Source organism: Streptomyces sp. NPDC002328, assembly GCF_042890065.1.
Classification (GTDB): Bacteria; Actinomycetota; Actinomycetes; order Streptomycetales; family Streptomycetaceae; genus Streptomyces.
On the sequence record NZ_JBIARQ010000005.1, the window covers coordinates 370558 to 392253 of the forward strand.

The 21696-nt window shown below is 71.8% G+C and carries 24 protein-coding genes and 3 pseudogenes; 13 read left to right on the forward strand and 14 right to left on the reverse strand.

Translation table 11 applies throughout. The features are described from left to right. Positions 1-124: 124 nt before the first annotated feature. Together ACFYX4_RS16645 and ACFYX4_RS16650 are read right to left on the reverse strand one after the other, a co-directional pair. Positions 125-1120, reverse strand: a complete 996-nt coding sequence (locus tag ACFYX4_RS16645) for a threo-3-hydroxy-L-aspartate ammonia-lyase (RefSeq protein ID WP_389332641.1) — start codon at positions 1118-1120, stop codon at positions 125-127. After that, positions 1117-1857, reverse strand: a complete 741-nt coding sequence (locus ACFYX4_RS16650; protein ID WP_389332644.1) for a transcriptional regulator — start codon at positions 1855-1857, stop codon at positions 1117-1119. The genes ACFYX4_RS16645 and ACFYX4_RS16650 overlap by 4 nt, the downstream gene beginning before the upstream one ends. A 243-nt stretch (positions 1858-2100) precedes the next feature. Here ACFYX4_RS16650 and ACFYX4_RS16655 point away from each other — a divergent pair. Further along, positions 2101-2918: pseudogene (locus tag ACFYX4_RS16655) on the forward strand (SAM-dependent methyltransferase). 28 nt (positions 2919-2946) lie between these two features. Here ACFYX4_RS16655 and ACFYX4_RS16660 read toward each other — a convergent pair. Beyond that, positions 2947-3867, reverse strand: coding sequence for a helix-turn-helix domain-containing protein (locus ACFYX4_RS16660; protein ID WP_389332647.1), 921 nt, complete (start codon positions 3865-3867; stop codon positions 2947-2949). Positions 3868-3982: 115 nt separating this feature from the next. Continuing rightward, positions 3983-4213, reverse strand: coding sequence for a DUF397 domain-containing protein (locus ACFYX4_RS16665; RefSeq protein ID WP_389332650.1), 231 nt, complete (start codon positions 4211-4213; stop codon positions 3983-3985). Positions 4214-4419: 206 nt separating this feature from the next. On the opposite strand from ACFYX4_RS16665, the gene ACFYX4_RS16670 reads away from it, so the two are divergent. The 4 genes from ACFYX4_RS16670 to ACFYX4_RS16685 all read left to right on the forward strand — a co-directional run bounded on the left by ACFYX4_RS16670 (position 4420) and on the right by ACFYX4_RS16685 (position 7063). Beyond that, complete coding sequence (locus tag ACFYX4_RS16670; protein WP_389332653.1) at positions 4420-4884, forward strand: ATP-binding protein; 465 nt, start codon at positions 4420-4422, stop codon at positions 4882-4884. Next, entirely contained in the window at positions 4881-5372 is a 492-nt protein-coding gene (locus ACFYX4_RS16675; RefSeq protein WP_389332656.1) for a hypothetical protein, read from the forward strand. The genes ACFYX4_RS16670 and ACFYX4_RS16675 overlap by 4 nt, the downstream gene beginning before the upstream one ends. A gap of 90 nt (positions 5373-5462) precedes the next feature. After that, a complete protein-coding gene (locus ACFYX4_RS16680; RefSeq protein WP_389332659.1) occupies positions 5463-6428 on the forward strand; it encodes a pirin family protein in 966 nt (321 codons plus the stop codon). A 476-nt stretch (positions 6429-6904) separates the two neighbouring features. After that, entirely contained in the window at positions 6905-7063 is a 159-nt protein-coding gene (locus ACFYX4_RS16685) for a hypothetical protein (RefSeq protein ID WP_389332661.1), read from the forward strand. Positions 7064-7074: 11 nt separating this feature from the next. Here ACFYX4_RS16685 and ACFYX4_RS16690 read toward each other — a convergent pair whose 3' ends face one another. From ACFYX4_RS16690 to ACFYX4_RS16700, 3 genes are read right to left on the reverse strand one after another with little or no spacing between them, the layout of a single operon-like run. Then, positions 7075-7863, reverse strand: coding sequence for an ABC transporter permease subunit (locus ACFYX4_RS16690; protein ID WP_389333031.1), 789 nt, complete (start codon positions 7861-7863; stop codon positions 7075-7077). A 5-nt stretch (positions 7864-7868) separates the two neighbouring features. Beyond that, entirely contained in the window at positions 7869-9425 is a 1557-nt protein-coding gene (locus ACFYX4_RS16695) for an ABC transporter permease subunit (RefSeq protein WP_389332664.1), read from the reverse strand. Continuing rightward, positions 9422-10354, reverse strand: a complete 933-nt coding sequence (locus ACFYX4_RS16700) for an ABC transporter ATP-binding protein (RefSeq protein WP_389332667.1) — start codon at positions 10352-10354, stop codon at positions 9422-9424. The genes ACFYX4_RS16695 and ACFYX4_RS16700 overlap by 4 nt, the downstream gene beginning before the upstream one ends. 169 nt (positions 10355-10523) lie before the next feature. Here ACFYX4_RS16700 and ACFYX4_RS16705 point away from each other — a divergent pair, with 169 nt between their 5' ends. Together ACFYX4_RS16705 and ACFYX4_RS16710 are read left to right on the forward strand one after the other, a co-directional pair. Next, positions 10524-11792: a sensor histidine kinase gene (locus ACFYX4_RS16705; protein ID WP_389332670.1), complete on the forward strand. Its 1269-nt coding sequence runs from the start codon at positions 10524-10526 to the stop codon at positions 11790-11792. Next, entirely contained in the window at positions 11789-12463 is a 675-nt protein-coding gene (locus ACFYX4_RS16710) for a response regulator (RefSeq protein ID WP_389332673.1), read from the forward strand. The genes ACFYX4_RS16705 and ACFYX4_RS16710 overlap by 4 nt, the downstream gene beginning before the upstream one ends. A 65-nt stretch (positions 12464-12528) precedes the next feature. On the opposite strand, the gene ACFYX4_RS16715 is transcribed toward ACFYX4_RS16710, so the two are convergent. Then, the gene (locus tag ACFYX4_RS16715) at positions 12529-12687 is read right to left on the reverse strand and encodes a hypothetical protein (protein WP_389332676.1); all 159 of its coding nucleotides are present in this window, start codon (positions 12685-12687) and stop codon (positions 12529-12531) included. Here ACFYX4_RS16715 and ACFYX4_RS16720 point away from each other — a divergent pair. The 3 genes from ACFYX4_RS16720 (at position 12668) to ACFYX4_RS16730 (ending at position 15483) form a co-directional block, all read left to right on the forward strand. After that, positions 12668-13276, forward strand: a complete 609-nt coding sequence (locus ACFYX4_RS16720) for a hypothetical protein (RefSeq protein WP_389332679.1) — start codon at positions 12668-12670, stop codon at positions 13274-13276. The two genes, ACFYX4_RS16715 and ACFYX4_RS16720, sit on opposite strands and share 20 nt — an antisense overlap. Before the next feature lie 66 nt (positions 13277-13342). After that, entirely contained in the window at positions 13343-14035 is a 693-nt protein-coding gene (locus tag ACFYX4_RS16725) for a response regulator transcription factor (protein ID WP_389332682.1), read from the forward strand. Further along, complete coding sequence (locus tag ACFYX4_RS16730) at positions 14032-15483, forward strand: ATP-binding protein (protein ID WP_389332685.1); 1452 nt, start codon at positions 14032-14034, stop codon at positions 15481-15483. Before ACFYX4_RS16725 ends, ACFYX4_RS16730 begins: the two co-directional genes overlap by 4 nt. A 109-nt stretch (positions 15484-15592) precedes the next feature. Here ACFYX4_RS16730 and ACFYX4_RS16735 read toward each other — a convergent pair whose 3' ends face one another. Then, entirely contained in the window at positions 15593-17752 is a 2160-nt protein-coding gene (locus tag ACFYX4_RS16735) for an MMPL family transporter (RefSeq protein ID WP_389332688.1), read from the reverse strand. Positions 17753-17794: 42 nt separating this feature from the next. Further along, positions 17795-17959 carry a hypothetical protein gene (locus ACFYX4_RS16740; protein ID WP_389332691.1) on the reverse strand — a complete coding sequence of 55 codons (165 nt, stop codon included), beginning with the start codon at positions 17957-17959 and terminating at the stop codon, positions 17795-17797. Positions 17960-17974: 15 nt separating this feature from the next. Here ACFYX4_RS16740 and ACFYX4_RS16745 point away from each other — a divergent pair, with 15 nt between their 5' ends. After that, positions 17975-18208 (forward strand): hypothetical protein, encoded by a 234-nt coding sequence (locus ACFYX4_RS16745; RefSeq protein ID WP_389332695.1) that lies wholly within the window; start codon positions 17975-17977, stop codon positions 18206-18208. Positions 18209-18425: 217 nt separating this feature from the next. On the opposite strand, the gene ACFYX4_RS16750 is transcribed toward ACFYX4_RS16745, so the two are convergent. Together ACFYX4_RS16750 and ACFYX4_RS16755 are read right to left on the reverse strand one after the other, a co-directional pair. After that, the gene (locus ACFYX4_RS16750) at positions 18426-18770 is read right to left on the reverse strand and encodes a hypothetical protein (RefSeq protein ID WP_389332698.1); all 345 of its coding nucleotides are present in this window, start codon (positions 18768-18770) and stop codon (positions 18426-18428) included. After that, a complete protein-coding gene (locus ACFYX4_RS16755; protein WP_389332701.1) occupies positions 18763-19893 on the reverse strand; it encodes a pyridoxal phosphate-dependent decarboxylase family protein in 1131 nt (376 codons plus the stop codon). The genes ACFYX4_RS16750 and ACFYX4_RS16755 overlap by 8 nt, the downstream gene beginning before the upstream one ends. A 242-nt stretch (positions 19894-20135) precedes the next feature. On the opposite strand from ACFYX4_RS16755, the pseudogene ACFYX4_RS16760 reads away from it, so the two are divergent. Both ACFYX4_RS16760 and ACFYX4_RS16765 read left to right on the forward strand, forming a co-directional pair. Further along, a pseudogene (locus ACFYX4_RS16760) lies at positions 20136-20255 on the forward strand (Lrp/AsnC family transcriptional regulator); the annotation flags it as partial. 63 nt (positions 20256-20318) lie between these two features. Next, a complete protein-coding gene (locus ACFYX4_RS16765) occupies positions 20319-20600 on the forward strand; it encodes an Lrp/AsnC ligand binding domain-containing protein (protein WP_389332703.1) in 282 nt (93 codons plus the stop codon). A gap of 158 nt (positions 20601-20758) precedes the next feature. Here the strand turns inward: ACFYX4_RS16765 and ACFYX4_RS16770 are convergent, their stop codons facing one another. Together ACFYX4_RS16770 and ACFYX4_RS16775 are read right to left on the reverse strand one after the other, a co-directional pair. Then, positions 20759-21286 carry a DUF6328 family protein gene (locus tag ACFYX4_RS16770; RefSeq protein WP_389332706.1) on the reverse strand — a complete coding sequence of 176 codons (528 nt, stop codon included), beginning with the start codon at positions 21284-21286 and terminating at the stop codon, positions 20759-20761. Positions 21287-21488: 202 nt separating this feature from the next. Next, positions 21489-21680 (reverse strand): annotated as a pseudogene (locus ACFYX4_RS16775) (amino acid permease); the annotation flags it as partial. Positions 21681-21696 lie beyond the last annotated feature (16 nt).

A 21696-nucleotide genomic window follows, 5' to 3' on the forward strand; every position in this document is an offset into this window, starting at 1 on the left:
CCGCGCACACCCCGCGGCCGGGGCCGGTCCCCCGGCGGCCCTGGACGTCACCGATGGGGGCCGGTCCTCACCCTTCCATCGTCCGCCCGCGTCCTGAGCGCCGCCATCCGGGAAGCGACGGGCCTCAGACGTCGTCGCCCGTGCCGCAGAGCCGGGCGAACCGCTCCGCGTCGACGTTGCCGCCGGAGACGATCACACCGACCCGGCGCGGCAGTTCGCCGACCCGGCCGGACAGCAGGGCCGCCAGCGGGGTCGCGCCGCTCGGCTCCACCACGATCTTCAGCCGCTCGAAGGCGAACCGCATCGCGGCGCGGATCTCGTCGTCGGAGACCAGGGCGATCGCGTCGACGAGGCGACGGTTGACCGAGAAGGTCAGTTCGCCGGGCGTGTGCAGGGCCTGTCCGTCGGCGATGGTGCGCGGCACCGGCACGCTCACGCGCCGGCCCGCCTCCAGCGACCGCTTGGTGTCGTCGCCGGCCTCCGGCTCGACGCCGACGACACGGATGTTCCCGTACAGCGCCTTGGCGGCCGTGGCGCTGCCCGCGATCAGCCCGCCGCCGCCGACGGGAGCGACCAGCGCCCCCAACTCCCCGACCTCTTCGAGCAGTTCGAGAGCGGCGGTGCCCTGTCCCGCCATCACGTGCGGGTGCTCGTAGGGCGGGATCAGGGCGAGTCCGCGCTCGGCGGCGAGGGCCTCGGCGATGGCGACGCGGTCGCCCTCGTAGCGGTCGTACGTCACGATCTCGGCGCCGTAGCCCTCCGTCGCCGCCCGCTTGGAGGGCGGGGCGTCCTCGGGCATGACGATCACGGCGGTCGTCCCGAGTTCCCGTGCGGCCAGGGCGACGGCCTGGGCGTGGTTGCCCGAGGAGTAGGCGGCGATGCCGCGGGCGAGCTGCTCGGGGCTCAGACGGGAGGCCGCGTTGTAGGCGCCGCGGAACTTGAAGGCGCCCACGCGCTGGAAGTTCTCGCACTTCAGCAGAACCTCCGCGCCGACGAGGGCGTCGAGGGTCCGGGAGCGGAGCACCGGAGTGCGGTGGGCGACGCCCTCGATCCGGGCGGCGGCGTCGCGGACGTCGTCGAGGGTGATCGGCGGGGTGGTCGGCGCGGGCGTGGTCGTCACGGGGCGGCTCCCTCGGGGGTGTCATGGCTGTCGGGCGCGGCGGTCGCCCTCGCCTGGGACAGATAGTTGTAGGCGGAGGCGCGGGAGATGCCGAGGCGGGCGGCGATCTGCTCGACGGCCCGCCGCACGGCGAACACCCCGCGCTCGTCCAGTCCGCGGAAGAGGTCGAGGCGGGCGGCCCGGTCGAGGCCGGCCCACGTCTGGCCCTGGCGCGCCAGATGCGCGTCGAGCAGGGCGTCGACGACGGAGTCGATGTCGTCGCCGAAGGTCGTCACGGGCGTGTCGGCGGACGGTGCGCCGGTCCCGGAGAGCGCGGCGAGCAGGCTCTGCACCCGACCGACCTCGGTGACGTCCACGTTGACGCAGAGGGCCCCGAACACGGCGCCCGCGGAGTCGCGGAGCACCATCGTCGAGGACTTGAGGAGTCGGCCGGAGCCGGTGCGGGTGACGTAGTTGAGCTCGTCGGCCGCCTCGTCGCCGCGGGCGAGGACGCGCATGCCGATCTCGCTCATCGCCCCGCCCACCGTCCGCCCGGTCACCGTCCCGGCGACGGCGACGACGGAGCTCTCCGGCCGCCGGTAGTCGTGCAGCACGACCTCGCAGACGGGTCCGAAGGTCGCCGCGATGCCGTCGACGACGGGGGTCAGCGCCCGCAGGATCGCGTCCCGCTCGGCCTCGCCCGCGCCGCGCTTCCGCTCGGCCTCTTGCGGCACCCGCCGGGGCTCCTCGTCCGTCATCCGGCCTCCCACCTCCCACGTCGGTCCGGGGCCTGCCCGCGATCGGGCGGCGACCCCCTCACCTTCGATTAGACCACACATCCAGCTTCTGGACACTCAGTCCAGACCCTCGTCGCACGAGGAAACCCGCGTCCCGCCTTCAGGGGAACCGTCGATCAAGGGGTGGCACCCCCAATTGCCGCTTCCCTAGGATGTGTTGTCGACCGCGCCGGACCGCGGCACGGCTCGGATCTGGGGGAAGAGATGCAGCCTGGCAAGCAGCTGTCCACGTCGATCGACGCCTCGGTGCCCACCGCGGCGCGCATGTACGACCACTACCTGGGCGGCAAGGACAACTACGCGGCCGACCGCGCCGCCTGCGAGGAGCTCGACAAGGTCGTCCCCAGCACCCGCGCCCTCGCGCTGAACAACCGCCGCTTCCTCCAGCGGGTGGTGCGCACCCTGGCGCAGGAGTACGGCATCCGGCAGTTCCTCGACCACGGCTCCGGCCTGCCGACGCAGGACAACGTCCACCAGGTCGCGCAGCGCGTGGACCCGGCCGCGCGCGTCGTCTACGTGGACAACGACCCGATGGTGCTCGTGCACGGCCGGGCCCTGCTGGAGCAGGACGAGCGCACCACCGTCATCCACGCCGACATGCGCGAGACCGAGGCGATCTTCACGCACCCCGACACCGAGCGCCTGATCGACTTCTCCCAGCCGGTCGCCGTGCTGTTCAACTCGGTGTTCCACTGCATCCCGGACGCGAGACCGACGGCCCGCAGGAGGTGGTCCGCCGGGTGACCGAACGCCTCGCGCCCGGCAGCTATCTGGTGATGTGTCAGCTGGTGAGCGGCGACCCCGAGGTCCGGGACTTCGTCACGAACTTCATGGACCAGGCCACGCAGGGGCATTGGGGCCGGGTGCGCGAGGAGAAGGACGTCGCCGCGTTCTTCGACGGCCTGGAGGTCCTCGACCCGGGACTGGTGGAGGTCTCCACCTGGCGTCCCGACACAGAGGTGGCACCACGCCAACTCACGCAGGAGTGGATCGAGTTCGGCGGAGTCGGCAGACTGGGTTGATTCCGCCGGGACTTGCGCGGGCCGGCGGTCAGTCGGTGGGGTACCGCTGCTCCATCGTCTGCGTCAGGCGCTCCAGGGACTGACGGGGGTCGAGGGCCTCGTCGGCCAGCCGGTCCAGCGAGACCCGGTACTCCTCCGTCTCGTCCCGGTCCTCCAGGAACGTGGCGCTCCTGATCTGTTCGAGATACACGACGTCGGGCAGATCGGAGCCGCCGAACCGCAGGTAGGTGACGGGAAGGGCCGGAGCGGAGGCGTGGGTGACGTCCAACGGCACGACCTGGACGGTCACATGGGGCAGCCGGGCCATCCTGGCGAGGTGGGCGAGCTGCTCGCGCATCACCTCGCGGCTGCCGAGGACGCGCAGCAGCACCGACTCGTCGAGGATCGCCCACACCTGCGGTGCGTCGGGCCGCGCCAGCAGCTCGGTGCGCCGGGTCCGCAGCTCCACCCGGCGCTCGACCTCCCGGGCGGACGCCATGGGCAGCCCGCGCTCCACGACGGCGCGCGTGTACGCGGGGATCTGCAACAGGCCCGGGACGTACTGGAGTTCGAAGGTACGGATCGCCGTCGCCGCCTCCTGGAGTCCGACGAGCCGGTCGAACCACTCGGGCATCAGCCGCTTGTCGTAGCGCTGCCACCAGCCCGGCTCCCCGGCGCGCCGCAGCAACTGGAGCAGCACGGAGCCCTCGTACTCGTCGCACGAGTACAGCTTGAGCAGGGCGAGGACGTCGGCCTCCGCGGGCGGACGACGCCCCTTGCCCGCCTCGATCCGCGACAACTTCGCCGGACTGAAGCCGAGTTTGCGCGCGGCCTGTTCCTGGGACAGACCCGCGTCCTCGCGTATGCCCGCCAACTGCACGCCGACCAGCATTTTCAGCAAGGTCGGGGCGGGCTCGGCCCGGTTCAGATACGGTTCGAGGCGGGAGACGCGAGGCGACTCGAGAGACATCCTGACTCCCCGTGGACCGGCAGACGACAGATGGCAGTATCGCATCCGAAGGCCTCCGACCGCACGCAGCACGGGAATTGAGCCCGCGCGCATCGCCCCACCGTGACAGGCGGCCCTACAGCAGGTGGTCGAACTCCCCGTCCTTGGCTCCGGCGAGGAACGCGGCCACCTCGGCCGGCGTGTAGATCAGCGCGGGCCCCTCCGGGTCACGGGAGTTGCGCATCGCGACGCCTCCTCCTTCCAAGGCCGCCACCTCGACGCAGTTGCCCTCGGCATTGCTGTGACTGCTCTTGACCCAGCGGACGCCCAGCTCGCTCGCCCGTACTCCGTTCGACACTGACGACACTGCACTCTCCTCGGACTTGCGCGCAATTTCCCGTGAAATTGCACGAGGACATCGTCAGCGTGGATAATAGCCGTGTCGTCAACCGCAGTTCAGCCGTTCCAGCTCAGCCGTTCCGCTCAGCCGTCGTGCGCAGGCGGTTGCCGCGCGCAGCGGTCATCCGCAGCCAGACCGTCCCGACGTCACCTCAGTCGCCCCAGGGAGATGCCGTGTCATCACCTGCGCAGTTCCGGAACCATGAGTCCGTCCGCGACTCGTCGTCCAGAACCGCCGTGCTGCACCTCGCGGGCAGCCGGAGGGGCTTCTCCGACGCACGGGACTTCACCCACCGCACGCTGGACGCCTGGTCGCTGGACCACTGCACGGACGACGCGCTCACCGTCGTCACCGAACTCGCGGCGAACGCGGTACTGCACGCACTCGGCGACCGCCCCAACGGGGGCGCCGGCGCACGACTCCGGCTCAGCCTGCGCCGTCACCACCTGGTGTGCGCCGTCACCGATCCGAGCGACGTGCCGCCGGTGTACGCGCACTCCGACGACCCGCTGCTGGAGCACGGCCGCGGACTGCACATCGTCGAAGCCCTGTCGGAGCACTGGGGCTGGACCCGCCGCTCCCCCGTGGGCAAGACCGTCTGGGCCATGCTGCCGACCCGTCTCCCCCGACTGACATGACTGCCACCAAGAGACCCGTACCGCTCGAGGACCTGGGACACGTGCCGTGGCCCGAGATCAAGGACTCCACCGGTTCCGCCGCGGCGATCCCCATCCTGCTGACCACCGTCGCCCGGGGCGACGCCGACACCGCGGGCTCCGCCCTCGGCCAACTCCGCCAGCGCATCTGCCAGTACGGCTTCCTGGTGGGCCAGGCGACGGCGGCCACGGTGCCCTTCCTGTGGGAGCTGGTCCGGCTCCCACAGGTCACCTGCCGCGTCGAGATACTGCAACTGTTGAAGAGCATCGCCGTCGCCCGGCAGTGGGAGACCACCGCCACCGCCTATCCGAAACTGCTGCGCCGCCGGGAGAACCACGTCCAATGGGAACGCGACGCCCGCCACGCCGTCCACGCCCAACGCAACGTCCTGCACCAACTCCTCGCCGAACCGGACGGGGAGGTGGCCCGGGCGAGCAGGGAGCTGGCGGCTACGTTGCGTGAGCGGTGAGGCGGGACGGGCAAGGGAGGGACGTGCGGCCGGCCGGGCGAGGGAGGTCAGGCACAGCAAGGCATCTCATGGAACGCTAGGTTGTCCGCCATGAGCAACCTTGACCGCGCGCCCGTACCCAGCAATTGCGGCGGCCGCGGATTCGTCGTCGCCGAGCCGGTCCGCGAGCTGCTGAGCCCCCGGCGCGTCAAGCTCGGAGAGGCGACCGAGGTACGCCGGCTGCTGCCGAACCTGGGCCGCCGCATGATCGGCGCCTGGGCCTTCGTCGACCACTACGGCCCCGACGACATCGCCGACGAGCCCGGCATGCAGGTCCCGCCGCACCCGCACATCGGTCTCCAGACGGTGAGCTGGCTGCACGAGGGCGAAGTGCTGCACCGCGACTCCACCGGCAGCCTCCAGACCATCCGCCCGAGGGAGTTGGGGCTGATGACATCGGGACGCGCGATCAGCCACTCCGAGGAGAGCCCGAAGACGCACGCCCGCTTCCTGCACGGCGCCCAGCTGTGGGTGGCGCTCCCGGACGCCCACCGGCACACCGAGCCCCACTTCGAGCACCACGCCGACCTGCCCACGGTCACGGCTCCCGGCCTCACCGCGACCGTGATCCTCGGCGACCTCGACGGCTCCGTCTCCCCCGGCACGGCGTACACCCCGATCGTCGGCGCCGACCTGACCCTCACCCACGGCACCGACCTCCGCCTGCCCCTCGTGCCCGACTTCGAGTACGGCGTCCTGTCGATGTCCGGCGAGGTCCATGTGGACGGCGTCCCGGTCCTGCCGGGCTCGATGCTCTACCTCGGCTGCGGCCGCACGGAACTCCCCCTGCGCGCCGAATCCGACGCAAGCCTGATGCTCCTCGGCGGCGAGCCCTTCGCCGAGGAACTCATCATGTGGTGGAACTTCGTAGGGCGGACGCAGGAAGAGATCGTAAAGGCCCGCGAGGACTGGATGCAGGGCACCCGCTTCGGCCAGGTAAGGGGCTACGACGGCGACCCCCTGCCCGCTCCCGCCCTGCCGACGACCCCGTTGAAGCCCCGGGGAAGAGTGCGCTGACCCTACGCAGCAATGGTCATCTCCGGAGACGCGGGCACTCGGACGCTGCCACGTTGGCACCTCCCGGGCCGTCCGCGTTTCCAACGTGCGGGCATCTGTGGGCAACTCCGGCAGAACGAATGCTGACCCAATGCCGACTTTCCTGACAGGGCGTCAGCATCCTGGGGGCGGCACGTACGCCACTGAAAGCCGACAGCCGAGCCTTCGTGGGCGCCGGGCGGCACTCCCGACGGCGCAGACGGCGGCACTCTGATCCGCCTGGACTCCCCGTGCGGACACCCGGCCGAACGCGGGGCCTGGCAGATCGTCGTGCTGCTCGCGAACCGAGGGGCCGAGGCGGCTCGACGTACGTCCACGACCACCTCGGCGAAGCACCACCGTGCGCGTCCGCAGACCGCGGAACAACTCCCGCTGCGGACCGCCGCACGCCATCCGCCCATCGTCGGCGGCGTCGGTGTCACGCGCCGTGCGGGTTCGTGACGCCGGCGTTCGACGCCTCCTGCAACGGCGAGAGCGGCGGCAGGCCACGAAACATCGCATCCCTCGAGACGTTCGTCGAGGACTTCAGCGCCGCCGTGGCCTACCTCGGCACCCGTCAGTACGTGGCCCGGGACCGGATCTGCTGCTCGCGGTAGGGTCGCGCCGCTCATGCGTCCCGGAGCCGGAACGCCAGTCCGCCGGCCAGCAATGCGGCCGCCGCGTACAGGGCGAGCACCCCGAGCCCGGGCCAAGGCGCGATCGGCAGGGCGTCCAGGTTCCTGGTTGCCTGGACGGCCATTCCGGCGGAGGCCGGCCCCCACTCCTGCAACCGCTCGCGCCACGTCTCACTGGAGACCAGCGAGACCAGCACCGGGAACACGTACAGCAGCGCCAACACCACAGTGATCGCCCCCGCCGTGTCCCTGACCAGAGCCGCAACCCCCAGCGCCAGCAAGGCGATCAGCCCGAGGTAGAGCATCGACCCCACCGCGGCCCGCAGCGTCGGCCCGTCCGAGAGGGTCGGCGGCGGGTAGCCGGCCTGGACGGTGAAGCCGTTGCCGGGGAGCACCAGGCGGCCGACGAGCAGCGAGCCGAGCACGCCGAGGGCGCCCGCGGCCAGCGCCAGCACACCGACCACCACGGCCTTCGCGGTGAGCAGCCGCCCGCGCCGGGGCACGGCGGCCAGCGCCGCCCGTATGGTGCCCGTGCCGTACTCGCCGCTCATCGCGAGAGCCCCGAGGATCGCCACCGCCGCCTGCGCGACCCACACACCGGTGAGGCTGAGCTTCACCGTGTCCTCCTGGCAGGCGGCAGGTGTCGGGTGGCAGTTCTCCGTCGTCACCGCCGCCGTCGCCGCGCCCCCGACCGCCACCGTCAGCGCGATCACGGCCAGCAGCAGCCACCAACTGCTGGGCAGCGTGCGCAGTTTCGTCCACTCGGCCCGCATCGCTCCCATACGGATCACACGTCCCGCCGGCGCAGCCGCCAGATCGCCAGCCCCAACGCCACCGCCGCATACGCGCACAGCACCGCCAAGCCCGTCCACGGCCCCTGCGGATAGCAGCCCTCCTCCGGGAGGCAGACCGATGACACGTGGTCGTAGCGCGTGACCGTGTCCTGGATCGCGAAGCCGGCCAGCGGCGTGGCCCGCATCACGGCGTGCGCCGCGCCGAGGGGCAACCCGCTGATGAGGATCTGCGGCAGCACCAGCACCACCACGATGAGCGTGATGGCGGCCGCGGTATGGCGCAGCAGCGCGCCCAGGGCCAGGGCGAGGACGCTGACGACGGCGAGCAGAAGGGCCGTGCCGACGACGGCGCGCAGCACCGGGCCGTCGGTGAGCGCCACTTCGGGCCACATGGGAGGCTTGTGCCCGTTGCGCCGCATGATGGGCTCGCCGATCCGGAAGGAGAGCACCGCCGCGATCAGCCCGGCCACGAACGTCACCCCGCCCAGCACGACCGCCTTGGCGGCCAGCACCCGTCCCCGCCGCGGGCCGGCGGTCAGCGTGGTGCGGATCATGCCGCGCCGGTACTCGGCGGTGATGAACAGCACGCCCAACGCGGAGAGCGGTATCAGCCCGATCATCGCCCCGCTGAGGGTCTGCCTGGGGATGTCGGTGTCCGTCTGCAAGGGGGCGACGTCCCCGGAGCCGGTCAGGTCGAAGGAGCGGGAGCCGATGTCCGCGGCCGGCACCGCGTCCTGTGGGCCCGGCCCGCCGATCGAGGCCTGCCGCCGGCCGCCCGTGCCGCCGTCCACCGCCAACTCGTCGAAGTGCGCGGTGGCCCGGCCGGGCCCCTCGGCGACCGAGGTGCCGCCGAACGCGCGCTGCACCTTGGTGTTGGGTGCCGCGGCCGTGAACACCCCGGCCTCGACGGTGCCGGTCAGTCCCGTCGGCCGGACCGAGCCCACCCGGCGCCAGTCCTTGCCGTCCGCGGACTCGTACCCGGTCAGGACGTTGCCCTCCCGTACCAGCCGCAGCCAGCGGTCCTCCTGCGGCGGGGTGGCGCTGCCGGCGAGGTCGTGCGTGTAGTCCCACTGCATGCGTACGCCGTGACCGTGCGTCATGACCAGCGCGGCGTAGCTGCTGCCGGCCTTGGTGTTCGCCTTGATGATGACGCCCGCCTTGGTCCAGCCCGGGGTCCTGCCGGTGTTCACCGCGGGCGGCGCGCCCGGCCGTCCGCCGTCGGGCGCGGGGGCTTTGAGGCCCTTCAGTCCGGAGACCCGGGCGGTGACGCTGCCGTCCCCGGGCAACTGCTCGTGGACGAGCTGCATGGTGTCCTTCACGGGCGTGCCGTCGGGGCCGGCGGGCCAAGGCGGCCCGCCGCCGTTGACCGCGCTGCCCGAGACCGACAGCACGGAGACGAGCACGGTCAGCACCATCGCGGACAGCAGCACCAGGCCCCAGCGGGGCACGGTGCGCAGTTTGGTCCACTCCGCGTGCACCAGGTGTCCGAAACCGGACCTGGCGGCAGGTAGCCCGGAGCGGTACGGGGTGGTCTTCACCGGCGCGGTCACAGCACGTCCCCCCGGTCGACCGATCCCTGGAACTCCACCGCGTCCCTGGTGAGCTCCATATACGCCTCCTCAAGAGTCGCCCGGTGCGCGCTGACCTCGGAGAACGGCACGCCACCCGCGGCCAGCAGCGCGGTGATCCGCTCCGCGGGCAGCCCGGTGACGGTCAGACTCTCCTTCCCGTTGGTGGCGACGGTGGCACCCTCGCGGGCCAGCACCGCCATGGCCCGGGTACGGTCACTGGTGCGCAGCGCGACCCGGTCGCCGGAGGCCGCGGCCAGCAGCTCGGCCACAGAGGTGTCGGTGATCAGCCGGCCCCGGCCGATCACCACCAGATGGTCGGCGGAGTCCTCCAGCTCGCTCATCAGATGGCTGGAGATGAGAACAGCACGCCCCTCGCGGGCCAGCGCCCGCAGAAAGCCGCGGATCCAGCGGATGCCCTCCGGATCGAGGCCGTTGACCGGCTCGTCGAAGAGCAGCACCGGCGGATCGCCCAGCAGCGCGGCGGCGATCCCCAGCCGCTGCCGCATGCCCAGCGAATAGCCACCCGCCCGTTTGCGTCCGACCGAACCCAGACCGACCGTCTCCAGCAGCTCGTCGACCCGCCGGGCCGGCAGCCCATGGGTATGGGCCAGCCACAGCAGATGGTCGCGTCCGCGCCGGGCGGGGTGCACGGCGGCGGCGTCCAGCAGCGCACCGACCTCGGTCAGCGGGTGGCGCAGTGCGGCGTACACCCGGCCGCCGATCAGCGCGCGGCCCGCGTCGGCCGAGTCCAGGCCGAGCAGTACGCGCATGGTGGTGGACTTGCCCGCGCCGTTGGGCCCGACGAAGCCGGTGACCTGGCCGGGCTCCACGGTGAAGGACAGATCGTCCACGGCGACGGTCCGCCCGAACTGTTTTCGCAGTCCCTGCACTTCGATGGTTGCTTCCATGACGACGAAGGCTAGGGAGCGGCGGGTGCCGCGGTCGTCACGCGCCAGAGCGGACTTCGCCCTCCCTGGTGTGGGGGACCACCGGCGGCCGTGGTCCCTCGTACGAGGGATGTGTCGAACGCTGACCAGGGGGACGCGTGCGGGGTCCGGTGCCGCGACAATGAACGTCGTGGGCAAGGGAATTGAGGAACGCGCGCGCGAGATCCCGGCCGGGCGGCCGCCCCGGGCCGTCGGCTGGGGTGGCCGCCTGGCGCGCCGGTTCGACGCGGCGGTGGACTCCGCCCCCGAGGGCCCCGCCATCGCGGCGTCCGTACTCGCGCTGCTCGCGTCGCTCGAGATGGTCGTCCGCGCGGACAGCGTGCACGCCGAGCTGCCGTTGGCGCTGCTGCTGGCGCTGGGCGCCACCACACCGCTTGCGCTGGCGCGTATCAACGTCGCGGCGGCGGCCGTCGGCGTCACCGGCCTGAGCGTGCTGGCCCTGACCGGTTATCAGGCGCTCACCTTCGGCGGGGCCGCGGCGCAGCTGCTCGTCCTCTTCCTGCTCGGCCGGTCCGGCGCCCGCCACCTCCCGCTGCTGCTGGTGGTGCCGTATGTGGTGGCCGCGCTCGGCGGTCCCGAAGCCGCGGGCATCCGTATCCCCGCGATCCTGCTGGCCACGTGCACCGCCGCGGTCGCCGCCGCGGCGATCGGCCGCCGCGCCTACAGCGAGGCGCTGGCGCAGAGTGCCACCGAGCGCGCGATCGCCGAAACGCTGCACGAGCACGCCGCACGCGGCGAGCGGGCCAGAATCGCCCGCGAACTGCACGACGTCGTCGCGCATCACATCTCGATGATCTCCGTACAGGCGGAAACGGCCCGCCTCACCACCCCCGGCCTGCCCGAGGCCGGTGCCGCACGACTGCTGGACATCGGAGACACGGCCCGCGCCGCGCTCACCGAAATGCGCCGGCTGCTCGGCGTGCTGCGGGAGGACGCGGGCACCCCGACCGGGACCCGCCGCCCGCAGCCCGGCCTCACTCAGCTCAACGAGCTGCTCGACGAGGCCCGCGACGCCGGCCGGGCCTCCACCCGGCTCATCGTCAGCGGTCCGGTCGCTCCGCTCGACCCCGGCATCGAGCTCACGGCGTACCGCATAGTCCAGGAGGCGCTGACCAACGCCCGTCGACACGCCCCCGGCGCCGCTGTCGACGTCGAACTGAACTACACGGGCGACTCCCTCGAACTGCGTATCCGCGACAACGGGCCCGGCCCCGACCGCACGGCACCGGGTTCCGGCGGCTCCGGCGGCTCCGGCGGCTCCGGCGGCTCCGGCCACGGTCTGCTCGGAATGCGCGAGCGGGCCACGACCGTCGGTGGCCGGCTGCGCACCGGGGCCGCGCCGGGCGGCGGCTTCATGGTCGAGGCCACCCTGCCCGCCACCACGGAGGACGCCAGGTGAGCCCCGCACAGACCCGCATCGTCGTGGCCGACGACCACGAGGTGGTACGGGCCGGTTTCGCCGGACTCCTCGGTACCCAGCCGGACTTCACGGTCGTGGCCGTGGCCTCCGACGGCGCCGAGGCGGTCCGGACCTGCGCCGAGCACAGCCCGGACGTGGTGCTGATGGACGTCCGTATGCCCGGCATGGACGGCATCCAGGCCACCGCACAGCTCACCGCGGACGGCGACGGCCCGCGCGTCCTCATCCTCACCACCTTCGACCTCGATGAGCACGTGTACGACGCGCTGGCGGCCGGCGCCAGCGGCTTCCTGCTGAAGGACGTCACCGCCGAGCGGCTCTTCGACGCGGTGCGGGTGGTCGCCGCGGGCGAGGCGCTGCTGGCCCCGACGGTGACCAGGCGGCTCATCGAGGAGTTCGCCAAACACCGGCCCACGTCCCCGCCGCCGCCTGCGGGCCTGCCCGCACTCACCCCCCGCGAGACGGAGGTGCTCAAGCTGGTCGCCCGGGGCCTGTCCAACCCGGAGATCGGAGCCCGGCTGCACGTCGGCGAGGAGACCGTGAAGACGCATGTGAGCCGCATCCTGGCCAAGCTGGGGCTGCGCGACCGCACACAGGCAGTGGTGGCGGCCTACGAATCGGGTCTGGTGGTGCCGCGGACCGAGGGCTGAGGCCACCGCGGCGCTCGCCGAAGCCCTGCCGAGCAGGGGCCACAACGACTGGCACGGCCTCGTCTTCAGCCCGTCCGGCCTGCGGCGTTGAGGGCGATGGTCTCCTGCGTCCTGCGGACCAGGGCGTCAGGGAGTTCCATCGGCTCCAGCACTTCGACGGCCGGGCCGAAGACCGAGCAGTTGCTCGGCCGACCCGATGCAACGGTGCGCAGCTCCAGCGGCACGGGCTCCGCGACGGGCATCCCGGCCGGGGCCGTGCCGTTGGTGCTGATCGCCTTCGGTGTCGGCGCGCTGGGTGGCACCGCCGTCGGCGGCCGTCTCGGGGACCGCCGCCCGATGGCCACGACGATCACCGCGGCCGCCGCCACCGCCCTGACTCTCCTGGCGCTGATCCCGGCCTCGAACAGCCCGGTGCCCGCCGTGATCCTGGTCTTCCTGATGGCGCTGACCGGGTTCACCGTCAACCCGGTCGTCACCTCGCTCGCCGTCCGCTTCGCCGGCGACGCCTCCACCCTCACCTCGGCGCTGACCACGTCCGCCTACAACGCCGGTATCGCCGCGGGTGCCCTCGTCGCGGGCCGGGCCCCGGACTCCTCGCTCGGCCTGACCGGTCCGGCCCTGGTCGGCGCCGTCTTCGTCGCGCTCACCCTGCTGCCGCTGATCGCCCTCGCCCTCAGCGACGCGGCCGGCTCCTCCCGGATCGTCGCCCAGCACAGCACCGGCACCGGCGCCGACACCGACGCCGGCGAGCGGCAGGCCGCGAACCCCACCGTGACCTCCGCGCGGTTGATCACGACAACGCACAGACTCTAATACTGGCTTCAGGTTGATCGGGGACAATGATCGGAAAAGGCATCGACTGGAAGGGGGCGGGCCGGCGTGCGGATCATGATCGCGGATGATGACGCGGCCATCCGTGAGTCGCTGGAGCGGGTGCTCCAGGTCGAGGGTTACGACACCAGCACCGTCACCAACGGTTTCGCGGTGCTCGACGGGGTCGGTGGGGCCGGCGGTGACACGCTGGATCTGCTGCTCCTCGACGTGATGATGCCCCGCCTCGGCGGGTTGGAGACCTGCCGGCGGTTGCGGGCCGCGGGCCGGGATCTGCCGGTGCTGATGCTGACCGCCCGTGACCAGGTCTCCGACCGGGTCGCGGGGCTGGACGCGGGCGCCGACGACTACCTGCCCAAGCCGTTCGCCACCGAGGAGTTACTGGCCCGGGTGCGGGCCCTGCTGCGCCGGCGCACGCCGGTCGACGAGGAGTCGCAGATCCTGTCGTTCGCCGACGTCCGGCTCGATCCCGACAGGTTCGAGGCGTGGCGGGGCGAGCGGTCGCTGCACCTGACCCGGACCGAGTTCTCCCTTCTTCAGGTCCTCGTGCGCAACGCGACCCGGGTCCTGACCCGCGACGCGCTGTTCGAGGCGATCTGGGGCTTCGGCATGAGCTCCACCGCCAACAACCTCCAGGTATACGTGAGTTACCTGCGCCGCAAGATGGAGGCCGAGGGTGAGCCGCGATTGATCTACACGCTGCGCGGCCTGGGATACACGTTGCGGGAGACTCCTCCGTGAGCAGGCCCGCCGGCCGGGAACCGCGCCGGCTGACCCGATGGTGGCGCCGACGGTCCCTGCGGACCAGGCTGACGGTGATCGCGGCGACGGCCATCGCGGTCAGCGTCTTCGCGGCCTTCCAAGTGGCCAGCGAGCTGCTGGGCTTGGAGTTGCAGGAAACCGCCGAGAATCAGCTGCGCGCCGACTCCCGCGTCCTGGCGACGACCGCGGAGCGCTCCGGTCTGGCGCAGGTCCAGCTATCGCCGTATCCCGGATCCGGTCGGCTGGTGCGGGTCATCCTGCCCGACGGCTCGACCCGGACGCCGGCCGGCCAACCCGCGCTGCCCCCGGTCAGCGAGCGCGCCGAGCGCGTGGCGCGGGGCGCGTCGGCCGACCTGATGGAGTCGAACGACAGCGACGAGGACGGCTACGTCATCTACACGCTGCGGGCGGGCGACGGAGCGGTCCAGGTGGCCCGCGTCGCCGACGACAGCCCGATCAACCAGTTCGGGTTCGGCATGCTGCTGATCGGGCTGCTCTGCGTGGTCGGCGGCGCCCTTGTCGGGCGGACCGTGGCGCGGACCGGGCTGGCACCGATCGACCGGCTGACCGCCGCCGCGGTGCGTGTCGCGCACACCCGGGATCTCGACGCCGACATCCCGGATGAGGGCGGTGGGGAGATCCGGCGGCTGATCCGGTCGATCAACGACATGCTCGCCGCGCTCCGGGACTCCCGGCGGGCCCAGCGGCTGCTCGCCGAGGACGCCGCCCACGAGCTCAAGACCCCGCTCACCAGTCTGCGCCTCAACGTCGAGCTGCTGATCCGGCTCGATCGGCGCGGCACCCTGGACAGCGCGCTGCCGGCGGAGAGCCGGACCCGGCTGCTCAACGATCTCGGCGCCCAGGTGGCCGAGTTGAGCACCCTTGCCGCCGAGCTGACCGACCTGGCGCGCGGTGACGTCAGCGACGAGCGCACCGAGGTGCTCGACCTCGCCGACGTGGTGGTGGCCGCCGCGGCCCGGGCGCGTTCCCGCGTGCCCGACATCGAGGTCGTGCTCGACGTGACCTCTGTGTGGGTGAGCGGGCGTCCCGCCGCGCTCGAGCGGGCGGTGCTCAACCTCATCGACAACGCCGGCAAGTGGTCCCCCGTGGACCAGCCGGTCCAGGTCCGGCTCCGTGCCGAGGGCGCGTCGGCGGTGCTCGAGGTCGACGACGCCGGGCCGGGCATCGACGCCGCCGACGTACCGCGGGTGTTCGACCGGTTCTACCGTGCCGACAGCGCCCGGGCGTTGCCGGGATCCGGTCTGGGGCTGTCGATCGTGCAGCGGGTCGTCGACGCCCACGGCGGCCGGGCCGCCGTCGCCCGCTCCGCACGCGGTGGCGCGCTGCTTCGGATCGACCTTCCGACCGCGACCCCGCCCGCCCCGATCACGCGGCCCACCGCCGGGGATGACACTACGGTGCGCTGACCCGCCCCGGCCGCACGGCGCAGGACCGAAGGGCGGCGGCCGTCGGGCCCATGAAAGAGATCCGGGACGGGCCTGGGGCCCGTCCCGGATCTCGTCCGTGCCGCCGCGCTCACCGTTGCAGCGCGGGCTCCTCGTCGTCGGCGAGCGGCTGTCGGCCGACCGGCAGCTCCTCCGCTGGACGGGACAGCCGGCTCGGCCACCACATCCGCCGGCCGATCAGCAAGGTGAGGGCGGGCACCAGGACCGACCGCACCAGCAGGGCGTCGAGCAGCACGCCGAAGGCGACCAGGAACCCGACCTCGACCAGCATCACCAGCGGAAGTGTGACGAGGACCGCGAACGTGGCCGCCAGGACCAGGCCTGCCGAGGTGATGACGCCACCCGTGGCCGAGAGGGCTTTGAGCATGCCCTCTCTGGTGCCGAGACGCACGGTCTCCTCCCGGGCCCGGCTGGCCAGGAAGATGTTGTAGTCGACGCCGAGCGCCACCAGGAACAGGAAGGCCAGCAGCGGCACCGAGTAGTCGATCCCCTTGAACCCGAGGATCGTGTCGAAGACGAACACGCTGCCGCCAAAGGCCGCGGCGAATGAGACGATCACGGTGGCCATCAGGATCAGCGGGGCCAGGATCGCGCGCAGCAGCAGCCCGAGGACGATCAGGACGACGGCGAGCACCAGCGGGATCACCAGCTTCTCGTCGCGCTTGGTGGTCACCTCGGTGTCGAGGTTCTCCGCACTCGGCCCGCCGACGATCGCCTCCGCCCCGCTCACCGCGTGCACGGCGGTACGCACCCGCTTGATGGTGTCGTACTCCGCGACGGTGTCCGGCGCGTCCTTCGGGAACACGGAGATGTTGGCCCAGCCACCGCTGGTCTGCTCCGGGACGGCCAGAGCCACACCGCGAGTGCCCTTGACGATGTCGAGCACCCGCTCCTGGTGCGCCGGCCGCGTGAAGACCGTCATCGGCTGGCCGCCGAGCTCCGGGAAGTGCTGGCGGAGAACGGTGAAGCCGGTGACCGACTCCGGCGCGGACAGGAACTGGTCCTGCTCCCGCAGGGTGCCGGTGTTGCCCGCCAGCCCCAGGGCGAGCACGCCGAGGACTCCGAGCGAGCCGAGCGTCGCCACCCACCGGCGGCGGCTGATGGCGGTGCCGAGCCGTCCCCACACCCCCGGCTTCTCCTCCACGGCCGTGCTGAACCGCGGGATGGCCGGCCAGAAGATCCGCCTGCCGAGCACCACGAGCACCGCCGGGAACAGCGTCAGCATGGCCACCAGCGCGCACAGGATGCCGGCCGCACCGATCGGGCCCAACCCGCTGGTGCTGTTCAGGTCCGCGACGAGCAGGCAGAGCAGGCCGGCGACCACGGTGGCCGCGGACGCGACGATGGCCGGCGCCGCGCCGCGGAGCGCGTGGACCATCGCGACCCGGACGTTCTCATGGTGGTGCAGTGCCTCCCGATATCGAGCGATGAGCAACAGCGCGTAGTCCGTGCCGACGCCGAACACCAGGATCGTCAGCAGCGCCGAGTTCTGGTCGTTGACCACGATGCCGAAGCCCTTGACGAGCAGGTAGACGGTCGCCATCGAGGTCAGTGCGGCCGCGCCCACGACCACCAGCGGGATGATCCACAACACCGGGCTGCGGTAGGTGAGGATGAGCAGGAGCGTGACGACGACGATGGTGGTGAGGAGGACCTGCTCGTCGATTCCGTCGAAGACGGCGTCCATGTCGCCGTCGATCGCGGCCGGGCCGGTCACGTCGAGTTCCAGGCCGGAGGGGCGGTCCTTCGCGGCGTCACGCAACGGGCCGAGGATGTCCTCCGGTGCGCCGTAGGTCGTGCTCACCTCGAGGGTGAACATCATCGCCTCGCGGTCGGTGGAGGGCGTCGTCGGTGAGCCCTCGTCGTCCTCGTCGGCCGTCGCCGTCGTCGTCGTCGCCTTCGGCGGGTACCGCTTGGCAAGGGTGTCGTAGTGGCGCTCGACCGTCGCTCGGTCGGCGTCGGTCATGCCGCCGGCGCGGTGGTACACGAAGACGAACGTGTTGTCCTCACCGCCGGGGAGTCTGTCCTCCAGCACCGCCACCTTGGTGGACTCGGCACTGGCCGGCAGGGTGTCCACGGCGCTGTCGGTGGTGACCGAGCTCAACTTTCCGCTCAGCGGCACCATGCCCGCCGCCAGCACCAGCCACAAGCCGATCACCAACCAAGGCACCCACCGGCCTGCCAACCGACCGGCCGGCGCTTCCCCGGACGGCGCTGCGTCGACTGCCATCACTGGCCTCCTAAATACGCGTCACATCGCTTATCTGGACGCCTACTTCATAGCGAGCGAACCTGAGACGACCGTTAGGGCCCGTGTGACGTCATGATCGATCGGCTGCTTGCGGTCGCGGTAAAAATCGGCGTCGAAGGTGACGGGACGGCCGCCCTGGCTGCCCTTCTTCTTGCGGCCGTCGGCCTGGTCCTTCTCACCCGCCACGCCGAGGAGTCACCCATGAGCACGCAGTCGTCCAGCCCGCTCTGCGCCCGCGATCTCGCCGAGATCGAACGGCCGAACACCACCGGCCGCATCCCGGTGGTGTTCATCCACGGCCGGTGGTTCCTGCCCATCAGCTGGGAGCGGTGGGCAGCCGGTGAGGCCGGTGCACATCCGGAGGGCGTCCGTCGCCATCGGCCCTGTCCCCTTCCGCAGGGGGTTCACCACACAGGGGCCCAGTGGGAGGCGTAGCGGACCCAGGCGTCCGTGAGGTGCGTACCTACCTGCCGGTCCTCATGGAACGCCGGGCCGAGGATCTGCTGCGCTCCGACGAACCGCACGAACGCGTTATCTGACCCCCCGGTTGTGTGGACGCAGGGCCGCGTCGACGTGATGGCACCGCCGAGGACCGAATCAATGGTCGGTCACTGCACCCGTGAGGCCGTCGACCGTTCGGTTGTAAAGACGATCAACCCGAGGTCAGTTCTGCGAGCTGCTCCGCCGCAGTTCCGTTGCCGAGGTCGGCCAGCCGCCGCAACTCGTCCAAGTTCCCCTGCTCGGTGGCCAGTTCGATCAACTGATCGGCGGCCGTGGCGTTGCCCTGGTCGGACAGCCGCCGCAGCTCGCCCAGGTCGCCCTGCTCTGCGGCGAGTTCGATCAGCTGGTCGGTCGCAGTGGTGTTGCCCTGGTCGGCCAGCCTCCGGAGTACACCCAAGTCGCCCTGCTCTGCGGCGAGTTCGATCAGTTCGTCGACGGCGGACCGGTCACCGTTACCGGCACGCTCCTGAAGCGCGGACAAGTCGGAGTCAGTCATGCTGGCCACCCTCTCCCTGGTCTTCGGCTACGTGTTCGGCCAGGTCGAGTTTCTCGTCCAGGGCGTTGCGGAAGGCGTCCACCCCGTGCAGGTGCAGGGGAAGCCAGGCCCGCAGCCCCCGGATCTCGTGGGTCAGCTCGGGCCCGAGCCGGCCGGAGTCCGGGACGCCCCCCGCCGCCCCCATGTCCTGGAGGTAGCTGCCGGTGCCGTCGTGCGCGGCATGCAGGGCGGCGAGGTCGCGGACTACCAGGGCGCCGGTGCCGAACGGCATGAACAGCGTCTTGTGCGGGTCCAGGGTGATCGAGTCGGCCTGCTCCATACCGGCGAGGCGCTCCGAGCCGCGTGCGGTGAGGCGGAAGAAGCCGCCGTAGGCCGCGTCGACGTGGAACCACACGTCCTCGCGGCGGGCCAGGTCGGCCAGCTGAGGCAGCGGGTCGACGGTGCCGGTGTCGGTGGTACCGGCGGTGGCCACCAGCAGGAACGGCCGCAAACCGGCCTCCCGGTCGGCGCGGATCGTCGCGGCGGCGGCCTCCGGGTCCATCCGCAGGTCCGGGGTGTGCGGCACGGTCCGTATGTGAGCGGCGCGGATGCCGGCGAGGCGGGCGGCCTTGGCGACGGAGTGGTGGGCGAAGGCGGTGGTGTAGACGGTGCCGCCGGCGAGATCCTCGCCGAGCCTGTGGTGGCGGGCGGCGACCGTCGCGGAGAATGTGGCCATCGAGCCACCGCTGGTCAGCAGGCCGCCGCTGCCCTCCGGAAGGCCGCACACATCGCGGGCCATCCAGCGGATCACACTCTCCTCCAGCGCGGCGAGGGCCGGAGCCACCGAGGCCAGACCGCCGTAGCGGTTGACGGCACGGTTGTAGAACTCGGCGAGCGCGGCCGAGTAAAGGCCGCTGCCCGGGATGTAGGCCAGGTGTCCCGGCCCGGCCATCTCCAGAGCGCAGTCGGCGGCCTCGTCCAGACGCGCGAGCAGGGCCTTCAGGTCGCCGCCCCGCTCGGGCGGGGGTGCCAGGAAGGACTCCACCAGGTCGGCTTCGGCCTGCGGCGACAGGGGGCTGGTCGCGGGGCGGGCCGCGAGCTGGTCGGTGCGGTCGACGACATGATCCAGGACAAGGTGTCCCATTTCGGTCATCGCAGCGCGGTCGGGTTCCAAGGGGAGGAAGACGTGGTGCATGAGGCAGTCCGATGTGCGTGAGAGGGGTACGAGGGCGGCGGTCCGGCGTACCGGACGCGGCGTGACCAGGATGCGTCACCGAGTCCGGCATACGATGGCGTAGGCAGTGCCCAGTCGGATCTGCGGCGCAGGATTGTTCGTCGATCCGGCCGATACGCTGCATTTCATGCCACGACCCCCTGTACGACCGCATCGACCGGGCGATCCTGGACCACCTCCAGCGTCACGGACGCACCCCCAACGTCGATCTCGCCGACGCCGTACGCCTGTCACCCTCCTCCTGCCTGCGCCGCACCAAGGCGCTGGAGGAGGACGGGGTTCTGGCCGGCTACCGGGCCGATCTGGACCGCGAGCGCCTCGGCCTCGGGCTGACGGTGTTCCTCTCCCTCAAGGTCGAGCACTCCCGCACCACCTCCCAAGTGGTCGAAGAGGCACTCAAGGAGATCGAGCACGTGGTCGCCTGCCACGTCGTGTCCGGCGACGCCGACTTCTTCGTCGAACTCGCCGTGCCGGACCTGCGCACCTTCGAAAAGGTGCTCACGGACCAGATCCTGGCCATCGGTCCCGTTCGCGACGCCCGCAGCACCTTCTGCATCCGCACCGTCATCGACCGCGGCCCGCTCCCCCTCAACTCCTGGCCCGCCCCGCGGGCATGACCGGACGACACTGCTTCATCCGCTCCAGGAACACCGCGATCCCCGGCCCGAAGATGAAGCAGTGAGCCGAGCGCCGCAGCGGCCGGCTGAAGCCCTGTTCGGGTGAAACGGATGAGGCGGGTGGAACGGGCGTGGCGGACCGGCTGCTCTGACTCGAATCACTCGGTGCGGTCGGAGTAGTGGCGTCCGACCCAGGAGGGAAGCACGAACCATACGGCGACCAGCCAGACGGTGATGAGGGCGGTCAGCCAGGCGGCGAGCGCGTCGTCGAGTGCCACACGTAGCAGCATGAGCAGAGTCAGCACGGTCGTCGCCGCGAGCAGCACCAAGCCGGTCTTCGTCATCCGGGAGGCGAGCGCCACGGTCTGCGGCTTGATGCGGCGGCCGGCGACGAGCCGGTGCAGGGACACCGGGCCTATGAGGGCCCCGGCTGTAGCCGCCCCCACGATGACCGCGGAGACGTAGAGGACACGGTCGGTGTCGCCGAGGTCGCTGAAGGCGGGCTGGAAGACGGCGATGAGCAGGACGCCGAAGAGGATCTGCACACCGGTCTGAGCCACACGCAGCTCTTGCAACAGGTCGGCCCACATCCGGTCCGCACGCTCCTCTGCGCTCTCGTCGCGCCCGCGCTGCCGGCGGGGAAGACCGGGGGCGGTGCCCCGGAGGTCTTCGGGATTCCTCGCCATGCCTACTCCCTCGCCACGCTCCCCCTATCAACACCTTCGCACGATCAGGAACAATCAGGCGTTCCTCCCTGCCTGGGCCGGCTGCTGGACGCTCCCGCCCGGCAGGGCGTGGACGCCGTCAGCCCGGTCCGCGACGAGATCGAGCGCGGCGCATTCGCGGCCTGCTCTCCGAGCGCGGCATCGAGGCCGGCATCAGGACACATCAGCCTCGGTGCACCAGGATGCGGCGGATGCCGTAGGCCGCGGCGCCGACGGCCAGCACCGCGGCCCCGGTCAGGACCGATGACGGCGGCAGGGCGAAGGCCAGGACCACGCAGCCGGCCAGGCCGAGGACGGGGACGACGCGCGCGGGACGGCCTTCTTCCGCTGCCAGGGTCCAGGCGGAAGCCTGGGCGCCTCCACGCCCGCCG